Source organism: Parvibaculum sp., from assembly GCF_046297875.1.
Lineage (GTDB): Bacteria > Pseudomonadota > Alphaproteobacteria > Parvibaculales > Parvibaculaceae > Parvibaculum.
On record NZ_JBKBHD010000001.1, the window covers coordinates 1,507,400 to 1,523,881 of the forward strand.

15 protein-coding genes are annotated in these 16,482 nt (G+C 61.2%); 7 read left to right on the forward strand and 8 right to left on the reverse strand.

Annotation, left to right across the window (positions count from 1 at the left end):
• Positions 1-9: 9 nt before the first annotated feature.
• On the forward strand, positions 10-1,023 hold the full coding sequence (locus tag ACK4FH_RS07405) for an NAD-dependent epimerase/dehydratase family protein (RefSeq protein ID WP_409812287.1): 1,014 nt from the start codon (positions 10-12) through the stop codon (positions 1,021-1,023).
• Between the two features lie 25 nt (positions 1,024-1,048).
• Here ACK4FH_RS07405 and ACK4FH_RS07410 read toward each other — a convergent pair whose 3' ends face one another.
• Positions 1,049-2,365, reverse strand: a complete 1,317-nt coding sequence (locus ACK4FH_RS07410; protein WP_409812289.1) for a UDP-glucose dehydrogenase family protein — start codon at positions 2,363-2,365, stop codon at positions 1,049-1,051.
• Between the two features lie 51 nt (positions 2,366-2,416).
• On the reverse strand, positions 2,417-3,295 hold the full coding sequence (galU, locus tag ACK4FH_RS07415; protein WP_409812291.1) for a UTP--glucose-1-phosphate uridylyltransferase GalU: 879 nt from the start codon (positions 3,293-3,295) through the stop codon (positions 2,417-2,419).
• A 250-nt stretch (positions 3,296-3,545) separates the two neighbouring features.
• Between galU and gmd the strand changes: the two genes are divergently transcribed.
• The gene (gmd, locus tag ACK4FH_RS07420) at positions 3,546-4,613 is read left to right on the forward strand and encodes a GDP-mannose 4,6-dehydratase (protein WP_409812293.1); all 1,068 of its coding nucleotides are present in this window, start codon (positions 3,546-3,548) and stop codon (positions 4,611-4,613) included.
• 6 nt (positions 4,614-4,619) lie between these two features.
• Here the strand turns inward: gmd and ACK4FH_RS07425 are convergent, their stop codons facing one another.
• On the reverse strand, positions 4,620-6,767 hold the full coding sequence (locus tag ACK4FH_RS07425) for an ATP-binding protein (RefSeq protein ID WP_409812295.1): 2,148 nt from the start codon (positions 6,765-6,767) through the stop codon (positions 4,620-4,622).
• A 245-nt stretch (positions 6,768-7,012) separates the two neighbouring features.
• Between ACK4FH_RS07425 and ACK4FH_RS07430 the strand changes: the two genes are divergently transcribed.
• The 3 genes from ACK4FH_RS07430 (at position 7,013) to ACK4FH_RS07440 (ending at position 10,128) form a co-directional block, all read left to right on the forward strand.
• Positions 7,013-8,446, forward strand: a complete 1,434-nt coding sequence (locus ACK4FH_RS07430) for a mannose-1-phosphate guanylyltransferase/mannose-6-phosphate isomerase (protein ID WP_409812297.1) — start codon at positions 7,013-7,015, stop codon at positions 8,444-8,446.
• 179 nt (positions 8,447-8,625) lie between these two features.
• The gene (locus ACK4FH_RS07435) at positions 8,626-9,216 is read left to right on the forward strand and encodes a polymer-forming cytoskeletal protein (RefSeq protein ID WP_409812299.1); all 591 of its coding nucleotides are present in this window, start codon (positions 8,626-8,628) and stop codon (positions 9,214-9,216) included.
• A gap of 138 nt (positions 9,217-9,354) precedes the next feature.
• Complete coding sequence (locus ACK4FH_RS07440) at positions 9,355-10,128, forward strand: MBL fold metallo-hydrolase (RefSeq protein ID WP_409812301.1); 774 nt, start codon at positions 9,355-9,357, stop codon at positions 10,126-10,128.
• Here the strand turns inward: ACK4FH_RS07440 and ACK4FH_RS07445 are convergent.
• Positions 10,125-10,988 carry a metal-dependent hydrolase gene (locus ACK4FH_RS07445; RefSeq protein ID WP_409812303.1) on the reverse strand — a complete coding sequence of 288 codons (864 nt, stop codon included), beginning with the start codon at positions 10,986-10,988 and terminating at the stop codon, positions 10,125-10,127. The two genes, ACK4FH_RS07440 and ACK4FH_RS07445, sit on opposite strands and share 4 nt — an antisense overlap.
• A gap of 182 nt (positions 10,989-11,170) precedes the next feature.
• Between ACK4FH_RS07445 and ACK4FH_RS07450 the strand changes: the two genes are divergently transcribed.
• On the forward strand, positions 11,171-11,455 hold the full coding sequence (locus ACK4FH_RS07450; protein WP_409812305.1) for a hypothetical protein: 285 nt from the start codon (positions 11,171-11,173) through the stop codon (positions 11,453-11,455).
• A gap of 2 nt (positions 11,456-11,457) precedes the next feature.
• Here ACK4FH_RS07450 and wbaP read toward each other — a convergent pair whose 3' ends face one another.
• A complete protein-coding gene (gene wbaP, locus ACK4FH_RS07455) occupies positions 11,458-13,023 on the reverse strand; it encodes an undecaprenyl-phosphate galactose phosphotransferase WbaP (protein ID WP_409812307.1) in 1,566 nt (521 codons plus the stop codon).
• A 191-nt stretch (positions 13,024-13,214) separates the two neighbouring features.
• Between wbaP and ACK4FH_RS07460 the strand changes: the two genes are divergently transcribed.
• On the forward strand, positions 13,215-13,829 hold the full coding sequence (locus ACK4FH_RS07460; RefSeq protein ID WP_409812309.1) for a pseudaminic acid biosynthesis-associated methylase: 615 nt from the start codon (positions 13,215-13,217) through the stop codon (positions 13,827-13,829).
• A gap of 6 nt (positions 13,830-13,835) precedes the next feature.
• On the opposite strand, the gene ACK4FH_RS07465 is transcribed toward ACK4FH_RS07460, so the two are convergent.
• From ACK4FH_RS07465 to ACK4FH_RS07475, 3 genes are read right to left on the reverse strand one after another with little or no spacing between them, the layout of a single operon-like run.
• On the reverse strand, positions 13,836-14,528 hold the full coding sequence (locus ACK4FH_RS07465; protein WP_409812311.1) for a glycosyltransferase family 2 protein: 693 nt from the start codon (positions 14,526-14,528) through the stop codon (positions 13,836-13,838).
• Entirely contained in the window at positions 14,510-15,586 is a 1,077-nt protein-coding gene (locus ACK4FH_RS07470; protein ID WP_409812313.1) for an N-acetylneuraminate synthase family protein, read from the reverse strand. The genes ACK4FH_RS07465 and ACK4FH_RS07470 overlap by 19 nt, the downstream gene beginning before the upstream one ends.
• Positions 15,549-16,451: an SDR family oxidoreductase gene (locus tag ACK4FH_RS07475; RefSeq protein WP_409812315.1), complete on the reverse strand. Its 903-nt coding sequence runs from the start codon at positions 16,449-16,451 to the stop codon at positions 15,549-15,551. The genes ACK4FH_RS07470 and ACK4FH_RS07475 overlap by 38 nt, the downstream gene beginning before the upstream one ends.
• Between the last annotated feature and the right edge of the window lie 31 nt (positions 16,452-16,482).

The following is a 16,482-nucleotide window of genomic DNA, read 5'->3' on the forward strand; positions in this document are numbered from 1 at the left end:
GATAAATAGATGCGTACCGCTCTCGTGACAGGTTCTGCCGGGTTTATCGGCTATCACCTTTGCCGCCGCCTGCTCGATGACGGATTTCGGGTGATCGGTCTCGACGCGCTGACCGACTATTACGATGTCCGGCTGAAGCAGCGGCGTCACTCGATGCTGCGTCAATCGCAGCATTTTCAGGCCATCGAGTCGCGGCTAGAAGAGCCTGGGTGCCTGATGGACCTGTTTGCAAGCGAGAAGCCGGACGTCGTCGTGCACCTTGCGGCCCAGGCAGGTGTACGCCATTCGATTGACGCACCCCGGTCCTATGTCGAAGCAAATCTTGTTGGCACGTTCGAACTTCTCGAGGCCGCGCGCGCCTGGCGGCCAGAGCATATTCTCCTCGCATCGACATCAAGCGTCTATGGCGCGAACGAGGAAATGCCCTACAGGGAGGTGCACAAAGCCGATACGCCAATGTCCTTCTATGCGGCGACGAAGAAGGCGAATGAGGCAATGGCGCACAGCTACGCCCATCTCTTCGATATACCTACGACGATGTTTCGCTTCTTCACGGTCTATGGGCCGTGGGGACGGCCAGACATGGCGCTCTTCAAGTTTACACGCGCCATTCTCGCGGGCGAGCCAATCGATGTTTACAATCATGGCGAGATGCAGCGTGATTTCACTTACATAGACGATCTGGTCGAAGGCATCCGCCGTCTGATCGATGCCTCTCCGGTAAGGCTACTTGATGCGAGTGACGTGCCGGAAGGAGACAGCCTCTCTCCAGTCGCGCCGTTCCGCATCGTGAATATTGGCAATTCGTCGCCAGTTCGGCTGATGGATTTCATAGAGGCGATTGAAAGTGCCATCGGTAGCAAGGCCGAAAAGCGCTACATGGATATTCAGCCGGGCGATGTGCCTGCGACATGGGCCGACATTTCGCTGCTTGAAAGGCTGACCGGCTTTCGGCCTGGGACACCGGTGAAATCCGGTGTTGCGCGGTTCATCGACTGGTATCGCGACTACTACAAGGATTGAGCAGCGGCGATCGCCCTGCGGTCTCTCAACCCCTCACCGGCACCCGTCCCACCGAGTGATATTCGAAACCGGCGTCCCGCATTTCGGCCGGCGTGTAGATATTCCGCAGGTCGATGATGAGCGGGCGGCGCAGCAGCGATTTTACGCGCTTGAGGTCGAGCGCGCGGAACTCGTTCCATTCGGTGAGGATCACGAGTGCATCTGCGTCCTTCATCGTACCATAGGCGTCTTCCGCCCACTCCACATGCGGGAGCAATTGCCGCGCTTCGTGCATGCCTTCGGGGTCGAAAGCCGCAATGCTGGCGCCCGCCTTCTGCAGCGTGGGGACGATGTCGAGGCTCGGCGCATCGCGCATGTCGTCGGTATTTGGCTTGAAGGTCACGCCGAGCACGGCAATGCGCTTGTCAGCGAGGCCGTTGCCCAGCGCCTGTGCGATGCGTTCGGCCATGCGCTTCTTGCGCGCGTCATTGGCGTGAACCACCGCATTGACAATCGAAACGGATGTACCGAAATCATGTGCGGTCTGCAGCAGCGCCTTGGTGTCCTTCGGGAAGCAGGAGCCGCCATAGCCGGGGCCAGCATGAAGGAATTTCTTGCCGATGCGCCCGTCAAGGCCGATGCCGCGCGCCACGTCCTGCACGTTTGCACCTGCCGCCTCGCAAAGATCGGCCATCTCGTTGATGAAGGTGATCTTGGTGGCGAGAAAGGCGTTTGCTGCGTATTTGGTGAGTTCGGAGGTGCGCCGGTCGGTAAAGAGGACGGGCGTTTCGTTGAGGAAGAGAGGCCGGTAGATGCGGCGCATCACTTCACGCGCGCGTTCCGACGATGTGCCGACGACGACGCGGTCGGGCCTCATGAAGTCGTCGATGGCAGCACCCTCGCGCAGGAACTCCGGGTTTGAGGCCACATCGAAGTCGAGGCCGGGGCGGCGTGCCCGGATCAGCTCTTCCACGCGGTCGCCGGTGCCCACTGGCACTGTCGATTTGTTGACGATGACAGCATAGGCATCGAGATTGCCGGCAATCTCTTCGGCGGCCGCGAAAACATAGGTGAGGTCCGCGTGTCCGTCGCCGCGGCGGCTCGGTGTGCCCACCGCAATGAAGATGGCTTCGGCATCTTTCACCGCCTCGGCGATATCCGTCGTGAAAGTGAGACGCCCAGCACCCGCATTTCCGGCAACCAGTGCATCGAGGCCCGGTTCGAATATCGGGATTTCACCGCGCTTCAGGCGCTCGATCTTGCCCGCGTCCTTGTCCACGCAGACGACATCATGTCCGAATTCGGCAAAGCAGGTGCCGGAGACGAGGCCCACATAGCCCGTGCCGATCATGGCAATTTTCATCGGAAAATCTCTTCAGCGTTGGAGGAAGCGGCAATTTTCGGCGAGAGCTATCTACTTTTTCAGTAACAATTCCGCGACAGGCCGGAACTTTGGCGCAATGTCGGGGCGGGAAAGGGCAAGCGCCAGATTGGCCGAAAGGAAGCCGATCTTGTCGCCGCAATCGTATGTCGTGCCCTTGAAGCGGTAGGAGAAGAAATCCTGCTCCGCGATGAGCTTGATCATGGCATCGGTGAGCTGGATTTCGCCGCCCGCGCCAGGCTTCTGGATTTCGAGCTTCGCGAAGATTTCGGGCTGCAGGATATAGCGGCCCGAGATGATGAGGTTCGAGGGCGCGTCCTCGAGCTTCGGCTTTTCCACCATGCCGGTGATGCGATGCGTGCGCTCGTCGAATTTCTGATCGAGCGCCACCACGCCATAGCGGTTCACATGTTCCTGCGGCACTTCCTCGACCGCGATCACATTGCCACCATGGGCTTTATAGACATCCATCATCTGCGCGAAACAGCCGCGGGGGGCGTGGATCAGCATGTCGGGCAGCGCGAGCAGAAAGGGCTCATTGCCCACAATGTCGCGTGCGCACCAGACGGCATGGCCGAGCCCCAAGGGCTCCTGCTGGCGGACGAAGCTGGCCGCGCCCGCCGCCGGGCGGCTTGTTTTGAGCATCGCAATTTCCGCTGTCTTGCCGCGGGCTTTAAGCGTTGCTTCCAGCTCATAGGCGAGGTCGAAATGATCCTCGATCGTGCCCTTGCCGCGCCCCGTCACGAAGACGAAATGCTCGATCCCGGCTTCGGCGGCCTCTTCCACCGCATACTGGATCACTGGCTTGTCGACGACGGTCAGCATCTCCTTCGGCACTGCCTTGGTCGCGGGCAGAAAGCGGGTGCCGAGGCCGGCGACGGGGAAAACGGCTTTGCGGGGCATCTGGGTCATTCAGGTCTCGCGGCGCAATGTGACGGCTAAGTAACTCATATCAGTAAGGAATTTTGCTTTCCATAGCGACTTTTGGCATGGGGGCAGCCGCACCGCAAGCCGCCTTCACACCGCCTGTTTCCGAGCGGGTAAAATCCATGTATCTAGAGACGCCTTCAGACCCCAAGGCATTCCCAGGGAACAGTCGGTCGGGGGTGGTGAGCTGGTCAATTGCCGGCCTTGATTGTCCATGTCGGGAGAACGTCTGAATATGACGAAGCGGGTTGCGCTGATTACGGGTATCACGGGCCAGGATGGCAGCTATCTGGCCGATCTCCTGGTCTCGAAGGGCTATGAGGTCCACGGCCTCATGCGCCGCTCCTCCTCGCTCAATACCGACCGGGTGAACCATCTCTATAACGAGGATTGCGCGCCTGCCACAGGCATCGGAATGCATTTCGGCGACATGTCGGATGGCGGCAGCCTTCTGCGCGTCCTGAAGGATGTGAAGCCCGACGAGGTCTATAATCTTGCCGCGCAGAGCCATGTGAAGGTGAGCTTCGACAAGCCGGAATATACGGCGGATGTGAACGCGACCGGCGTGTTGCGTCTTCTTGAGGCGATCCGCCTGCTCGATATGGGCGAGAGTGTGCGCTTCTATCAGGCGTCGACATCTGAGCTTTTCGGGAATGTGCAGGAAACGCCGCAGAGCGAGACGACGCCCTTCCGGCCGCGCAGCCCCTACGCGATCTCCAAGCATTTCGCCTTCCAGACGGTCGTGAACTACCGCGAGGCCTATGGCTTCCATGCTTCGAACGGCATCCTCTTCAATCATGAGGGGCCGAACCGCGGCGAGAATTTCGTCAGCCGCAAGATCACGCGCGCCGTCGCCGCGATCCATCACGGGCTGCAGGACCGGCTCTATCTCGGCAATATCAATTCGCGCCGCGACTGGGGCCATGCCCGCGACTATGTCGAAGGCATGTGGCTCATGCTGCAGAAGGAGACACCGGGCGACTATGTGCTGGCGACCGGCGAGGAACATTCCGTGCGTGACTTCGCCGAGCTTGCCTTCGAGATGGTCGGCCGCCCCATCGAATGGGAAGGCTCTGGCCTTGAAGAGAAGGGCATCGACCGGAAATCGGGCAAGGTGCTGATCGAGATCGACCCGAATTATTACCGCCCGGCGGAAGTGAACTCGCTCGTTGGCAATGCCTCGAAGGCGCGCGACGAACTCGGCTGGACGCACAAGACGACCTTCAAGGAACTGGTGGCCGAAATGGTCGAGGCCGATATGCGCCGCATGAGCGGCGGGGCCGTCGCGGCGCATGGTGGCTAGGCCGGTTCAGGCGTCCAGCACCTTGCGGATCTTCGCAGCGAGTTCCTCGCGCCGGTAGGGCTTGCTCACGAGCTGAACGCCCCGGTCGAGGCGGCCCTGGTGGACGATTGCATTCTCGGTATAGCCTGATGTGAACAGCACTTTGAGGCCTGGGCGCAGCTTCGCTGCCGCTTCTGCCAGCTGACGCCCGTTCATGCCGCCCGGCATCACCACATCCGTAAACAGCAGGTCGATACTCTCATCCGCTTTCAATATGTGGAGTGCCTTTGCACCGTTCTCGGCGCCGGTCACGTGGTAACCGAGATCGGCCAGCTGATGCAGCACATTCTGGCGGACCAGCTCGTCATCCTCGACGACGAGGATGTGTCCCGTGCCGGTTGATTCAGGTGCCGCGCCGGCGGGCACATAGGCCGCTTCGCCCGCCGCGTGGGAGCGCGGCAGGTAGATCTTTATGGATGTGCCTTCGCCCAGCTCGGAATAGATCTTCGCATGTCCGCCAGACTGCTTCACGAAGCCGAAGACCATGCTGAGCCCGAGCCCGCTTCCCCGTCCCGAGCCTTTGGTGGTGAAGAAGGGCTCGAAGGCGCGTTCGAGCGTTTCCCTGGTCATGCCCGTGCCGGTATCCGTTACCGAAATCATCACATATTGACCGGGCTTCACATCATTGTTCGCTTCCGCGTAACTGTCGTCGAGCATCGCATTCGACGTTTCGATGGTAAGGCGGCCGCCCTCCGGCATGGCATCACGTGCATTGACAGCGAGGTTCACGAGCGCCGCTTCGAGCTGACCGGGGTCGATTTCCGCGCGCCACAAGCCGCCCGCACCCGCGATCTCAAGGTCGATATCCTCATTGAGCGTCCGGCGCAGGAGACCCTCGATGCCATTGATGAGCCTGTTGACGTCTATGACTTTCGGCTCAAGCGGCTGGCGGCGGGCGAAGGCGAGGAGGCGCTTCGTCAGATCCGCACCGCGCTCTGCGGCTGTCACGATCGTCTGCGCCAGCTGTCGCCCGCGCGGGCTGATCGTCTGATCGTGCTCGAGCATTTCGCCATTGCCGAGAATCACGGTCAGCAGGTTGTTGAAGTCATGGGCGATGCCGCCGGTAAGCTGGCCAAGAGACTCGATTTTCTGTGATTGCCGCAAACTTTCCTCTGCCGCGCGTTGCGTCGTTACATCCCGGGAAATGAACATGATGGCATCGGATTGGAATTCACTCGCGGGCATGAGGACAAAATTCGCATGCAGAATAGGCGGCTGCGCGCCATTGCTGACAAGCCGCCCTTCAAAGACGAATGACGGAACTTTCCTTTCTGCAAGCGCGGAGAAGCCCTCCTGCCACACCTCTCGATCCTCGGGCTGCAGGATCTCTTGAAAGGAACGGCCCAGCGAAGCGTCGAAGCGTGTGATCGCGAGGAAGGTTTTGTTGCAGGATTCGATGACGCCATTGGTGCCGAGATATCCGATACCCGTGCCGGACTCGTCGAAGAGCCGCTGCAGCCTCTCATCGTTCAGGCGCATCAATGCGCTTGCGCGTTCCAGCGCCTGCAGCCGTTCTGCCTCGGCGACATAGCGTTCGCGGTACTGGGCAAAGAGATTGAGGAAGAGAGCAAAGGAGACAAAGCTCAGGACGAAGACAGACGGCGCACCAAGTTGCAGCGCGTAATGTTCAATATCCACCGTGGTCAAATAGACGGCAAAGACGAATACCGCGGATGCAACGATCAGATAATCGACCAGGCGGCGGCTCTTGCCCGAGTTGGTGAATTTGTTGAAGGCAATGAGCGGGAAGTACCAGAAGAGGTAGGGGAACATCAGAACGAGTTCGCCCGTCTCGGAAAAGGCGATGAGCGAACCGGCGGCCAGATAGAAGGCGAAAAATATGGATGCTGCGGCGGCAATAAGCGGCAGGCGGTCTGCCGGCTTCATGACGAGAACGAGAAGCAATATGCCGGATACGAGGCCGCAAGTGCCAATGAGCCTGAGTTCCGCGTTGCTTATCGATCCGGGAACAAATGCGAAGGCAACGCCCAATACCGAGCCGATAAAGGCTACCGACAGCCCAACAAAGAGGATCGCTCTTGCCCGGCGGGCATATTCGGCACTGGCGCTGGCCTCATTCGTCGGCGTCATCGGGTTTCCGTACTCAGCGGGCATGGGCATGTCTCCCGGGCCTCGCATCCGCCCGGGATGCTGCCCGAGTTCATATACTGGCCCAAATATGGCGTTGAGTCATTTGGCCGCATAACTGGCAGGACGGGACAATCCTCGGTAAAACCCCTCATTTCCGGTGGCATTAACCGTTTTCGCTATGCCGGGGTGAAAAGAGGATTGCCTTCGACTAGAATTTGCGGCACCCGCTCTCGGGGGGCGGCAGATAATTCGGGCAGGGCAGAAGCGCCATGATCTATCCAGTCATTCTTTCGGGCGGCGTCGGCTCGCGCCTCTGGCCCATTTCGCGCTCGCTTTACCCGAAGCAGCTTCTGCCGCTCGTCTCCGACCTTCCGATGATGCTTGAGACAGCGCTGCGCGTCAGGGACGGCGCGCGCTTTGCGGCGCCCATCATCGTCTCGAATGACGAGCACCGTTTCATCATCGCGCAGCAGATGCGCGACGCCGGTATCGCGCCGCTTGCCCATATCCTCGAGCCCAAGGGCCGGAATACGGCGCCGGCTGCTGCCGCCGCAGCCTCATTCGTGCAGGGGCATGACCCGAAGGGCATTCTTCTGGTTCTGCCGGCCGATCATCACATCGCCAATGTGGATGCCTTTCTCGATGCGATAGCCAAAGGCGAACAGCTCGCTGAATCAGGTCATCTCGTGACCTTCGGCGTGCTGCCCTCTGGGCCCGAGACCGGCTATGGCTATATCAAGCGCGGCAAGGCAATTGGCGGGTCGGGTGCTTTCGCCGTCGAGCGTTTCGTCGAGAAGCCCGATCTTGCGACGGCTAAATCCTATCTCGCCGAAGGCGGCTATGACTGGAATGCGGGCATCTTCATGTTCCGCGCCGATACGATCCTCGATGAAATGCGCGCGCATTGCCCCGAAATTGCCGCGCGGGCTGGCGAGGCCGTGGTCAAGGGTGTCCGCGATCTCGATTTCCTGCGGCTCGATGCCGAGGCCTTCGGAGCCTCGCCGTCGAACTCCATCGACTATGCGGTCATGGAACATGCTGCGAATGTCGCTGTCGTTCCCGCCGATATGGGCTGGAGCGATATCGGCTCCTGGAGCGCGCTTTGGGAGATCGGCGCGAAGGACGAGAGCGGCAATGTCGTTTCAGGCGATGTTCTCACCGCCGATACGAAAAACTCCTATATCCGCGCCGAGAACGGCCTAGTCGCAACGGTCGGCGTTGAAAACCTCATCATCGTTGAGACGGGCGATGTGATGCTTGTCGCCTCGCGCGACCGCGTGCAGGAGGTGAAGGCGATTGTGGACCGGCTGGCTGCGAACGGCCGGACCGAACACCAGCTCCACACCCGTGTGCACAGACCCTGGGGCTACTATGAAGGGCTCGATTCCGGTGAGCGCCATCAGGTAAAGCATCTCATGGTCCATCCCGGCGCCTCGCTTTCGCTCCAGATGCATCATCACCGCGCTGAGCATTGGGTGGTCGTGAAGGGGCGGGCCGAAGTCACCGTCGGCGACAAGGTGAGCATTTTGGAAGAAAACCAGTCGGTCTATATCCCGCTTGGCACCACGCATCGCCTCGCCAATCCCGGTACGGAACCGCTCAGCATCATCGAGGTGCAATCGGGCGCCTATCTCGGCGAGGACGATATTGTTCGCTTCGATGATGTCTATGGCCGCGAAGTAAAAAAGCCGGCAGCTGAATAGCGGGCTGCCCGCTACTTTCCTCCAATCCGGTTCCTCTTCTGCAGCGTTTTGCGCCGCGGCGGATGCATCTCCCGTTTCTGGCAAGAGAATTTACAGCGGCATGAGCGCAGTCTTGACGTGTGCGGATCGTGAGCGATCCCGCATGGCGGAATGCGATACATGCGAAGAGGAGATGAAACGTGTCACTCAGCGAAACCATCAAGACGTCGGCCTCTGCCGATCATCCGGGCGGAAAACATGAGGCAGCGCATCAGCGCCGGGGCGATGTGCCGGTCCGGTTGCTGCGCGCCGGCAATGAAGACATCACCATCGGCGAGAACAGCGTACTCGAAGGCTCCTTCGAGACCCAGGGGGCGATGTTCGTCGATGGTGCGGCGGTGAATGCCGATCTGAGGGCGACGCAGCTCTCCATCGGTGCGACCGGCCGCGTGGAAGGACAGGCTTCCGTTTTGCGTGCGGAAATCGCCGGCACTTTCGATGGCGCGCTCGAATGCGCAGGCGAGGTCATCCTGCGTTCGTCGAGCCGCATTTCCGGCGAGATCAAATGCGCGCGTCTCGTCACACATCGCGGGGCCTTGATTGCAGCCCAGGTGCGCATCCTCGACGATGACGAGGAAGGCGATGGCGGCCTGCTCGGCCTTTCGGCGATCCTCCCGCCCAAGGCCGCGCGGCGCTTCTGGAAGCAGCGGAAATACAGAAAGCTCGTGCCCGTTGCCTATGGCGTTTTTCTTGCCGTCGGCACCATCGGCATCGTGTCTCTGGTTTTGTAGCTGTTTCCGCTTCGCATGCGCGCATCGGCCGGGCGGCGCCTCCCGCCGTCCGGCTGGCCGTCCTTGCGGACGAATTGACGTAATGCCCGCTCGCGGCTCACAATTCTGTCACGGCATCGTGTCGCCGTTGGTGGAGGTGTGGCCTTGAAAATCGCCAGTCGCTGGTTCGAGAAACAATCCTTTGGCGATGGGGTGACGCTCCTTTACGAGCCGCATGTCCATCCCTTCATCCGCTGCAACATCTGGCATGTGGCGGGCCGTGACCGCGATCTCTTGATCGATACCGGCACGGGCGTCGCCTCGCTGCGCGCGGAAGTCGCGAAGCTCACCACGAAGCCCGTCACGGCGGTTGCGACCCATATCCACTACGATCATGTGGGCTCCTTCCATGAATTCGATTGCCGCCTCATGCATGAAATCGAGGCGCCGCTCATGCGCGACTACCGCGAGTTCGCCGCGCTCGACATAGCCCGTTTCCCGGAAGACATCCGTGCGAGCCTTGCGGGCTATAGTCTCGCGGAGGAGGGCGGGGCGCTCATCGATGCGCTGCCGCATGAGGGTTACGACATCGCCTCATATGAAGTGCGGTCGGTGGAGGCCACCGGCACTGTCGGCGAGGGCGACGTGGTGGATCTCGGCGACCGCCATTTTTCCGTGTTTCATCTGCCCGGCCATTCGCCGGGTTCGATCGGGCTTTTCGAGGCGGCGACGAAAACGCTCTTCTCGGGCGATGCGATCTATGACGGGCCGCTGCTCGATGAATTGCCGGGCTCGGATATCGCTGCCTATCGCCGCACCATCAAGAGGCTGCGCGACATGGAGGTCGCCACGGTTCATGGCGGGCATGATCCGAGCTTCGGGCGCGAGCGGATGATCGAGATCTGCGATGCGTGGCTCTCGCTTCGCGGTTAGGCGACGTTCGCCTTTTCCGCCTCGCCATGTTCGGCCTTCCAGGTGGCCACATGCTGGCGGTTGTCGTCGTGCCAGGGGTGGAAGCCCGGCTTCAGCCAGCCGATCCAGGCCGGGAAGCAGACGCGCCATGCGCCGGGGAAGACCCATTGGTAGTGCAGGATGCGGCCCCAGGCGCGTGCATTCCATTGCAGTCCGTCCACTTTCAACAGCGTCCAGATGTGCCACATCAGAATCGCGTTGAAGCTCAACGTGGTGGCAAAAAGCGAGAAGGCGCGGATCAGATAGAAGCCGAGTGGCGAGGTGATCGAGCGCAGCATGTCATAGGCGACGGATTTGTGCTCCGTCTCCTCGATGCAGTGCCAGATCCAGAACTCGTAATCCTTCTGCGAGACATGGGCGCGGAAATGATCGCGCACATCGAGCAGGCAGCCCGAGATGATCGCCGTGTAGTGCTCCAGCGCGATGGTGAAGCCGAGTTGCAGCTTCTTCGGCAGCCAGTAGCCCACCGACTGCATCTGCGCCGAGCGGCGCTCAAGCTTGTCCATCGGGTAGCCGAACGCCTCGATGCGCTTGTTGTAGAGGTGGTGTTCGCGCGAATGGATCGCTTCCTGCGCCAGAAATTCCTTGATCTCGACCTGCAGTTTCGGGTCATCCACCCGGTCGCGCAGCGCGCGCACGGAATCGCAGAAGAAGGTTTCCCCCGCCGGAAACAGCGCCGATAGCGCGTTGAAATAGGCCGAGACTGCCGGGTCGCCATTGTACCAGAAGCGTTCCTCGCCGGCCTCGAACCGGATGTTCCGGGCCGCGAAGGGGAGCTTGCTCTGGCTCTTGCTTGGCGTCGCTTTTTCAGGGGCGGACATCTGCAATCCCGGATTCATGAAATTACCAGTTCAGGACGCTATTTTTTGCCAACATGGCGTTCTCTTCAAATAGTTTGTTTGGCAATCTGCGGGTTCAGGTGCGGTAAATGCCGATCCGGGGCCTATATCTTCCCTTTCCGCGCCCTATATGGCCGGAAAGCGCCGCCAGTCGGGAAATGCTCATGAGGATCAGGTTCGGCAAATACCGCATTCCGGTGCCGAAAAGCCGTACCGGGCGGGTGGGGCTCGGGACGGTGCTCGTCCTGCTCGGCTTCGTGCCCGGGCCGCCGGGCCCGGCCGCCATCCCCATCGGCCTTACCATGCTCACCATCGACAATCCGCGCGGGCGGCGCTGGCGGCGCGTTACCATCGTGCGGTTCGGCCGCCGCTGGCAGGACTATCAGGCGAAAAAACGAATGCGCCGCGCGGGTGAGCGCGGCGCATCCGGCAATGACGAGGCTTTCTAATCTCAGCAGGCGCCGCGGCGCAGCAGGACTGCGGGGAAGGTCTTGAACATGATGGCGATGTCCTGCCAGAGCGACCAGTTCTTCACATACCAGGCGTCGAGTTCGACGCGGCGCATATAGGTCGTCTCGTTGCGGCCGCTCACCTGCCAGAGGCCGGTGATGCCGGGTTTGGCCGAGAGGTAATATTCCGCGTCCTCGCCATAGCGCAGCACTTCCGAATAGGTCACGGGCCGAGGGCCGACCAGGCTCATCTCGCCGCGGATCACGTTGATGAGCTGCGGCAGCTCGTCGAGGCTCGTCTTGCGCAGGAACTCGCCGACCGGCGTCACGCGCGGGTCCTTGCGCAGCTTCTGGTCGCGCGCCCATTCGGCGGCTGCCTGCGGGTTGCTTTCCAGATGTGCCTTCAGGATCGCATCGCCATCGACATGCATGGTGCGGAACTTCCGGCACATGAATTCGCGGCCCTTTTCGCCGACGCGGCGATGGGCGAAGAAGGCGGGTCCGTTGTCGAGGCGGATCAGCGCCGAGACGACCCAGAAGAAAGGCGCAAGCGCCGCCAGCGCTAGGCTTGCCACGACGAGGTCAAAGCTCCGCTTCACGATGCGCGACATGGGCCGGTTCAGATTGTCGGCAAGCGTCAGCATCACGAGATCGTGGCTGAAGAAATTGCCAGTCTCGAGCGCCATCACGCCAATGCCCTTCACCGGCGGAATGATCGAGAAGGCGATGCGGGCGCGGTGCAACGCACGCAGGATATGGTCGAGGCGGCCCATTTCCTCCGGCGACGGGGCCAGCACGACGAAGCGAGCGCCGTGGCGGTCGCAGGCGAGCTTCAAGGCTGCCGAGAGCTGGCCGCCGGCCTGATACAGCAGGCTCGAGGGGCGGGCTGCATTTTCCTCGGAGGTGAGTTCGGCGAGGTCCAGCGCGCCGGCGATTTCATAGCCGAGATAAGGCTCGTCCTCGAGCACCTGGGCGGCATCGTCGGTGTTCTCTTTCGAGCCGATCAGCAGGACCGGTGCGGTCCAGCTGCCGTACCGCTTCAGGACATGTCTCATCCCGATACGGGTCACCGGTAGCAGCACAAGTGCCCAGGCCCAGGCCTGAAGCATCCAGAGGCGGGAGAAATAGTCCTTGGTGATGTATTGCAGGAAGCCGTCGACCAGTGCGACGAGGGCCACTGCCTTCACGATTTCCTTGGCTTCCGACCAGAAGGGGGTGCGCTTGGAGTAATGGCCCTTGGCTGCCCACCAGAGGATCGGCAGCATCACGAGGAAGCCGATGGTCAGGAGGCGCGAGATAAGCTCATCGGTCTGGAAAGCGCCGAATTCCGTGTTGAAAATCTGCACGTTGACGCCGAAAGCGATCGAGGCGGCGAGGAACTGGGCAAGCGCCAGCGCGCCGATATCGCCTATCAGCAGCATGAAACGGTCGGCAAGCGGCGTCAGGCGTGTGCCCTTGCCCTGCACCTCGCTATAGGTGCCTTCAAAGCCTTCCACGGGGGGAGTGGCGACGGGGGTCGCCGAGCTGAAGGCCGGAATGTGTTTTTCGATTGCAGTCACGATACTCACGCCCACTTGTGTCCGAATGCGACAGTCGGTTCGTGAGAGCGCAAGTTGTGCGCCAGCCTCTTTTGTCCCGTTTCGGGCGGCGCGCGAGGGTTAATTCCGGAAAGTTGCTGACGATGCGTTAAGCCCTGACTGGTATAGTTAACGGGTTGCACGGGCAGCGGATGGTTGGCTCAAAACGGGGGGCAAGGCGCATGGTCTACAGGACTGAGCAGGAGAATTTCTGGTCCGGCGAATTCGGCGAGGCCTATATCGAACGCAATCAGGGCGAGCGCCTTCTCGCGGCCAATACCGTCAAGTTCGGTCAGGTGTTGCGCTCCGCGCCGGGCATCCGGTCTGCGGTCGAGCTTGGCTGTAACATCGGGCTCAACCTGCAGGCGCTGAAGCGGCTCAACAAGGATTTCGATCTCTGCGGCTACGAGATCAACGAGGTCGCCGTCGGCAAGGCGCGCGAGCTTGGCGTCGCGGAAATTCATCAGGGCTCGATCATTGAGCCGCTATCGCTCGGCAGGCAGTTCGATCTTGCCTTCACCTCAGGTGTGCTCATCCACATCAACCCGGATGAGCTCGGCAAGGTCTATGACAATCTCAACGCTCTATCGAGCCGCTATATCCTCGTCGTCGAATATTACAATCCGACGCCGGTGACCGTGAATTATCGCGGCCATGAAAACAGGCTCTTCAAGCGCGATTTCGCCGGCGAGCTGATCGACCGCTTCGGTCTGAAGCTCCGGGATTACGGCTTCCTCTATCACCGCGACAATTACTTCCCGCAGGACGATCTGACCTGGTTTCTGCTCGAGAAGTAGGACGGATCAGCTTTCCATTGCGTGGCGGCGCGAGCGGCCAAAGAGGTTCTTCGCGTCGTCGCGCATGATGTTTCCGAGGGCCACGAGGATCCTCAGATTGGCTCGCAGGCGTCGGTCGAAGCGGGGTGCATCCTGCCGTCTCGTGCCGCTGACAGGGACTTGCCTGAACCTCGCACCACGCCGCAACGAATTGATCGCGAGTTCCGTGCCGATGGAATTTGTGTGGTCGAAGCCGCCATTTTCCGCCGCGAGTTTCAGGTCGTAGCCCTTCATGCCGCAGAGAATATCGCCCGCGCCAAAGCGGAGGCGGACATATAGTCCCATCACGACTTCGGCGAGGCGCTGCTTGCGCGGGCGAACGCCGAGGACAAGCGCCACGCCCTCACCGGTCAGCAGCTCCTTGAATTTGGCGACGAGTGCCGGATCGTGCTCGCCATCCGCATCCATCGTTATGGCGTGGGTGTAGCCGCGCTTCATCGCTTCCTCGAAAGCGCGGTTCAACGTGCCGTCATAGCCGAGATTGGTCTCGTTTCGAATGACGATTGCGCCTGCTTCCGCGGCCTTTTCGCCGGTGGCGTCGGGAGAGGCGTCGTCGACAACGATCACATCGGCATGGTCGCGTGCCGCCGCCACCACCTTGCCGATGGTCGCTTCCTCGCGGAATGCCGGAATGAGGATCGCTAGGCGAGGTCGGTCCACAGCAGTTCCTTCCCCGCATCCTTTGCAACGGTGAGCCGCTTGCCGAGAACCTTCGCCAGCGCATCCGGCGATACAGCACCGGCGGGGCAGGGCCGCAGCGCCTCGAGATCATTTGCGGAAATCGTCGTGCCTGCGGCGATATCCGACTTCACGCGGAGCGCGCGGCGCTGGATCACCACGGTCTCGGTTTCGTTCGCCTCGATCCGCTTTACGCCATCGCCGAGTGCCGCTTCGAGTTCGCGCGTTGCGTCGACCATGGCACGCCAGGTCACGGGGTTGAGTGCGAAGGAATGGTCCGGGCCTTCGCGCGAATTGTCGTCGGTGAAATGCTTCTCGACCACGCGCGCGCCAAGCGCGACCGCGCCAAGCACCGCGGAATGTCCCGGCGTGTGATCGGAGAAGCCCAGCACCATGCCGGGCCAGCGCGCCGCAAAGGTCAGCAGCACACGCAAGTTCACATATCTGAAATTCTCGAGGCTGCCCGTGTAGTTCGTGTTGCACTGCATAAGGCAGAGCTGCCGGTTGTGCTTCAGGATGAGGGCGGCCGCATCTTCGACTTCCTTCATGTCCGCTGCGCCGGTCGCCAGCAGCACGGGCTTTCCCGTCTTCGCAATATGCTCGACTTCCTCATGGAAGGTAATGTCGCCCGAGCCGATCTTGAAGGCGGGAACAAGATCGCGGAACATGTCCACCGCCTCGATGTCGTAAGGCGTCGTCATGAAGTGGATATCGGCCTTGCGGCACGTCTCGATCAGCTCATCCGTCCAGTCGCGGCGCGTGTGATACTGGTCGTAGACTTCCACGACGGACTTCTTCCATTTCGCCTGATGCGAGACCTGACCCTTCTGGCCCTCGAAACCCACCTTGCTCACGATCTTGCCTGCGACGAAGTGCTGAAACTTGGCGCAGTCGGCGCCAGCCTCCTTCGACTTCCAGATCAGATCCTTCGCGCGCTCCAGATCGCCGTCATGATTGGCGGCAATGTCGGCGATGAAGTAGGCCGGCGCGTCGAGCGCGATTTCATGCGTGCCGATGCGCAGCGATGTGTCGTAGTTCATGGCTCGATGTCTCGTTGTACTGGTGGAGAACGGAAGCAACCACTTCGGAAAGTATAGGCATCTTGCGGCCGAGCAGCGCTTCGGCGCGGCCGCTGTCGAGGCCGAGGCAATGGGCGCGGGCGGTCATGAGCCCTTGCACGGAACCGGAAATCGCATGGGTGAGAGTGTGCCCGATCTGGCGGGCAATCTCGCGCACGAATTCTTCCTTCGTGTAGACCTCGCTTGCGGCGAGGTTGTAGAGGCCGCAGGCCCCGGCCTCGGCCATGTCGAAGGCGGCGCGCGCGAAGCTTGCGACGTCGATCGAGGACGACCAGGCATCGCTGAAGAGCGTCGCGGGCCGGTCGTTGCGCGCGATGCCGATGGCCCATTCCGCCAGGGTCGGTTTTTCCCAGCCGCGCATGCCGACAATGCTCGTTCGCAGCACGAGGGCGTTTGCATCCGTGAGGGCGAAAGCCTCGCCCGCAAATTTGCTCCGTGCATATTCGTTGACGAGAGACACCGGGGCCTTCTCGTCATGCACGGCGCTGCCGCCTTCGGTGAAGAACTGGTCCGTCGAGATGTGAAGGAGCTTTGCGCCGTTTGTCCTCGCCCAGCCTGCGAGGAAGGCGAGGGGACGCGCATTCGCCTGCCATGCGGCAAGCGGGTCGCGCTCGCAGGCATCGAGATCCGTGAGCGCGGCGCAATTGAAGATGAGAGCGGGCTTCTCCGCTTCGAGCGTTTCGCACAGCGCCTTTTCATCCGCGATGTCGAGCGCAATTTCCGCGTTCCGCCGGGCGGCCTCGCGCAGCACAAGGCCCCGCCGCCGCGCTTCCTTCGCGGCCGCCTGTCCCAGCATACCGGTGCTTCCCAACAGGAGCGTTTTCATTCTTTTCCCGTATCCGGCCCGCCTGTCCTCG

What these genes read in the sequence shown, in the direction of transcription:
- ACK4FH_RS07405 (WP_409812287.1), top strand. Translation starts at nt 10, where the DNA reads ATGCGTACCGCTCTCGTGACAGGTTCTGCCGGGTTTATCGGCTATCAC.
- ACK4FH_RS07410 (WP_409812289.1), bottom strand. Translation starts at nt 2,365, where the DNA reads ATGAAAATTGCCATGATCGGCACGGGCTATGTGGGCCTCGTCTCCGGC.
- galU (WP_409812291.1), bottom strand. Translation starts at nt 3,295, where the DNA reads ATGACCCAGATGCCCCGCAAAGCCGTTTTCCCCGTCGCCGGCCTCGGC.
- gmd (WP_409812293.1), top strand. Translation starts at nt 3,546, where the DNA reads ATGACGAAGCGGGTTGCGCTGATTACGGGTATCACGGGCCAGGATGGC.
- ACK4FH_RS07425 (WP_409812295.1), bottom strand. Translation starts at nt 6,767, where the DNA reads ATGCCCGCTGAGTACGGAAACCCGATGACGCCGACGAATGAGGCCAGC.
- ACK4FH_RS07430 (WP_409812297.1), top strand. Translation starts at nt 7,013, where the DNA reads ATGATCTATCCAGTCATTCTTTCGGGCGGCGTCGGCTCGCGCCTCTGG.
- ACK4FH_RS07445 (WP_409812303.1), bottom strand. Translation starts at nt 10,988, where the DNA reads ATGTCCGCCCCTGAAAAAGCGACGCCAAGCAAGAGCCAGAGCAAGCTC.
- ACK4FH_RS07450 (WP_409812305.1), top strand. Translation starts at nt 11,171, where the DNA reads ATGAGGATCAGGTTCGGCAAATACCGCATTCCGGTGCCGAAAAGCCGT.
- ACK4FH_RS07460 (WP_409812309.1), top strand. Translation starts at nt 13,215, where the DNA reads ATGGTCTACAGGACTGAGCAGGAGAATTTCTGGTCCGGCGAATTCGGC.
- ACK4FH_RS07470 (WP_409812313.1), bottom strand. Translation starts at nt 15,586, where the DNA reads ATGAACTACGACACATCGCTGCGCATCGGCACGCATGAAATCGCGCTC.
- ACK4FH_RS07475 (WP_409812315.1), bottom strand. Translation starts at nt 16,451, where the DNA reads ATGAAAACGCTCCTGTTGGGAAGCACCGGTATGCTGGGACAGGCGGCC.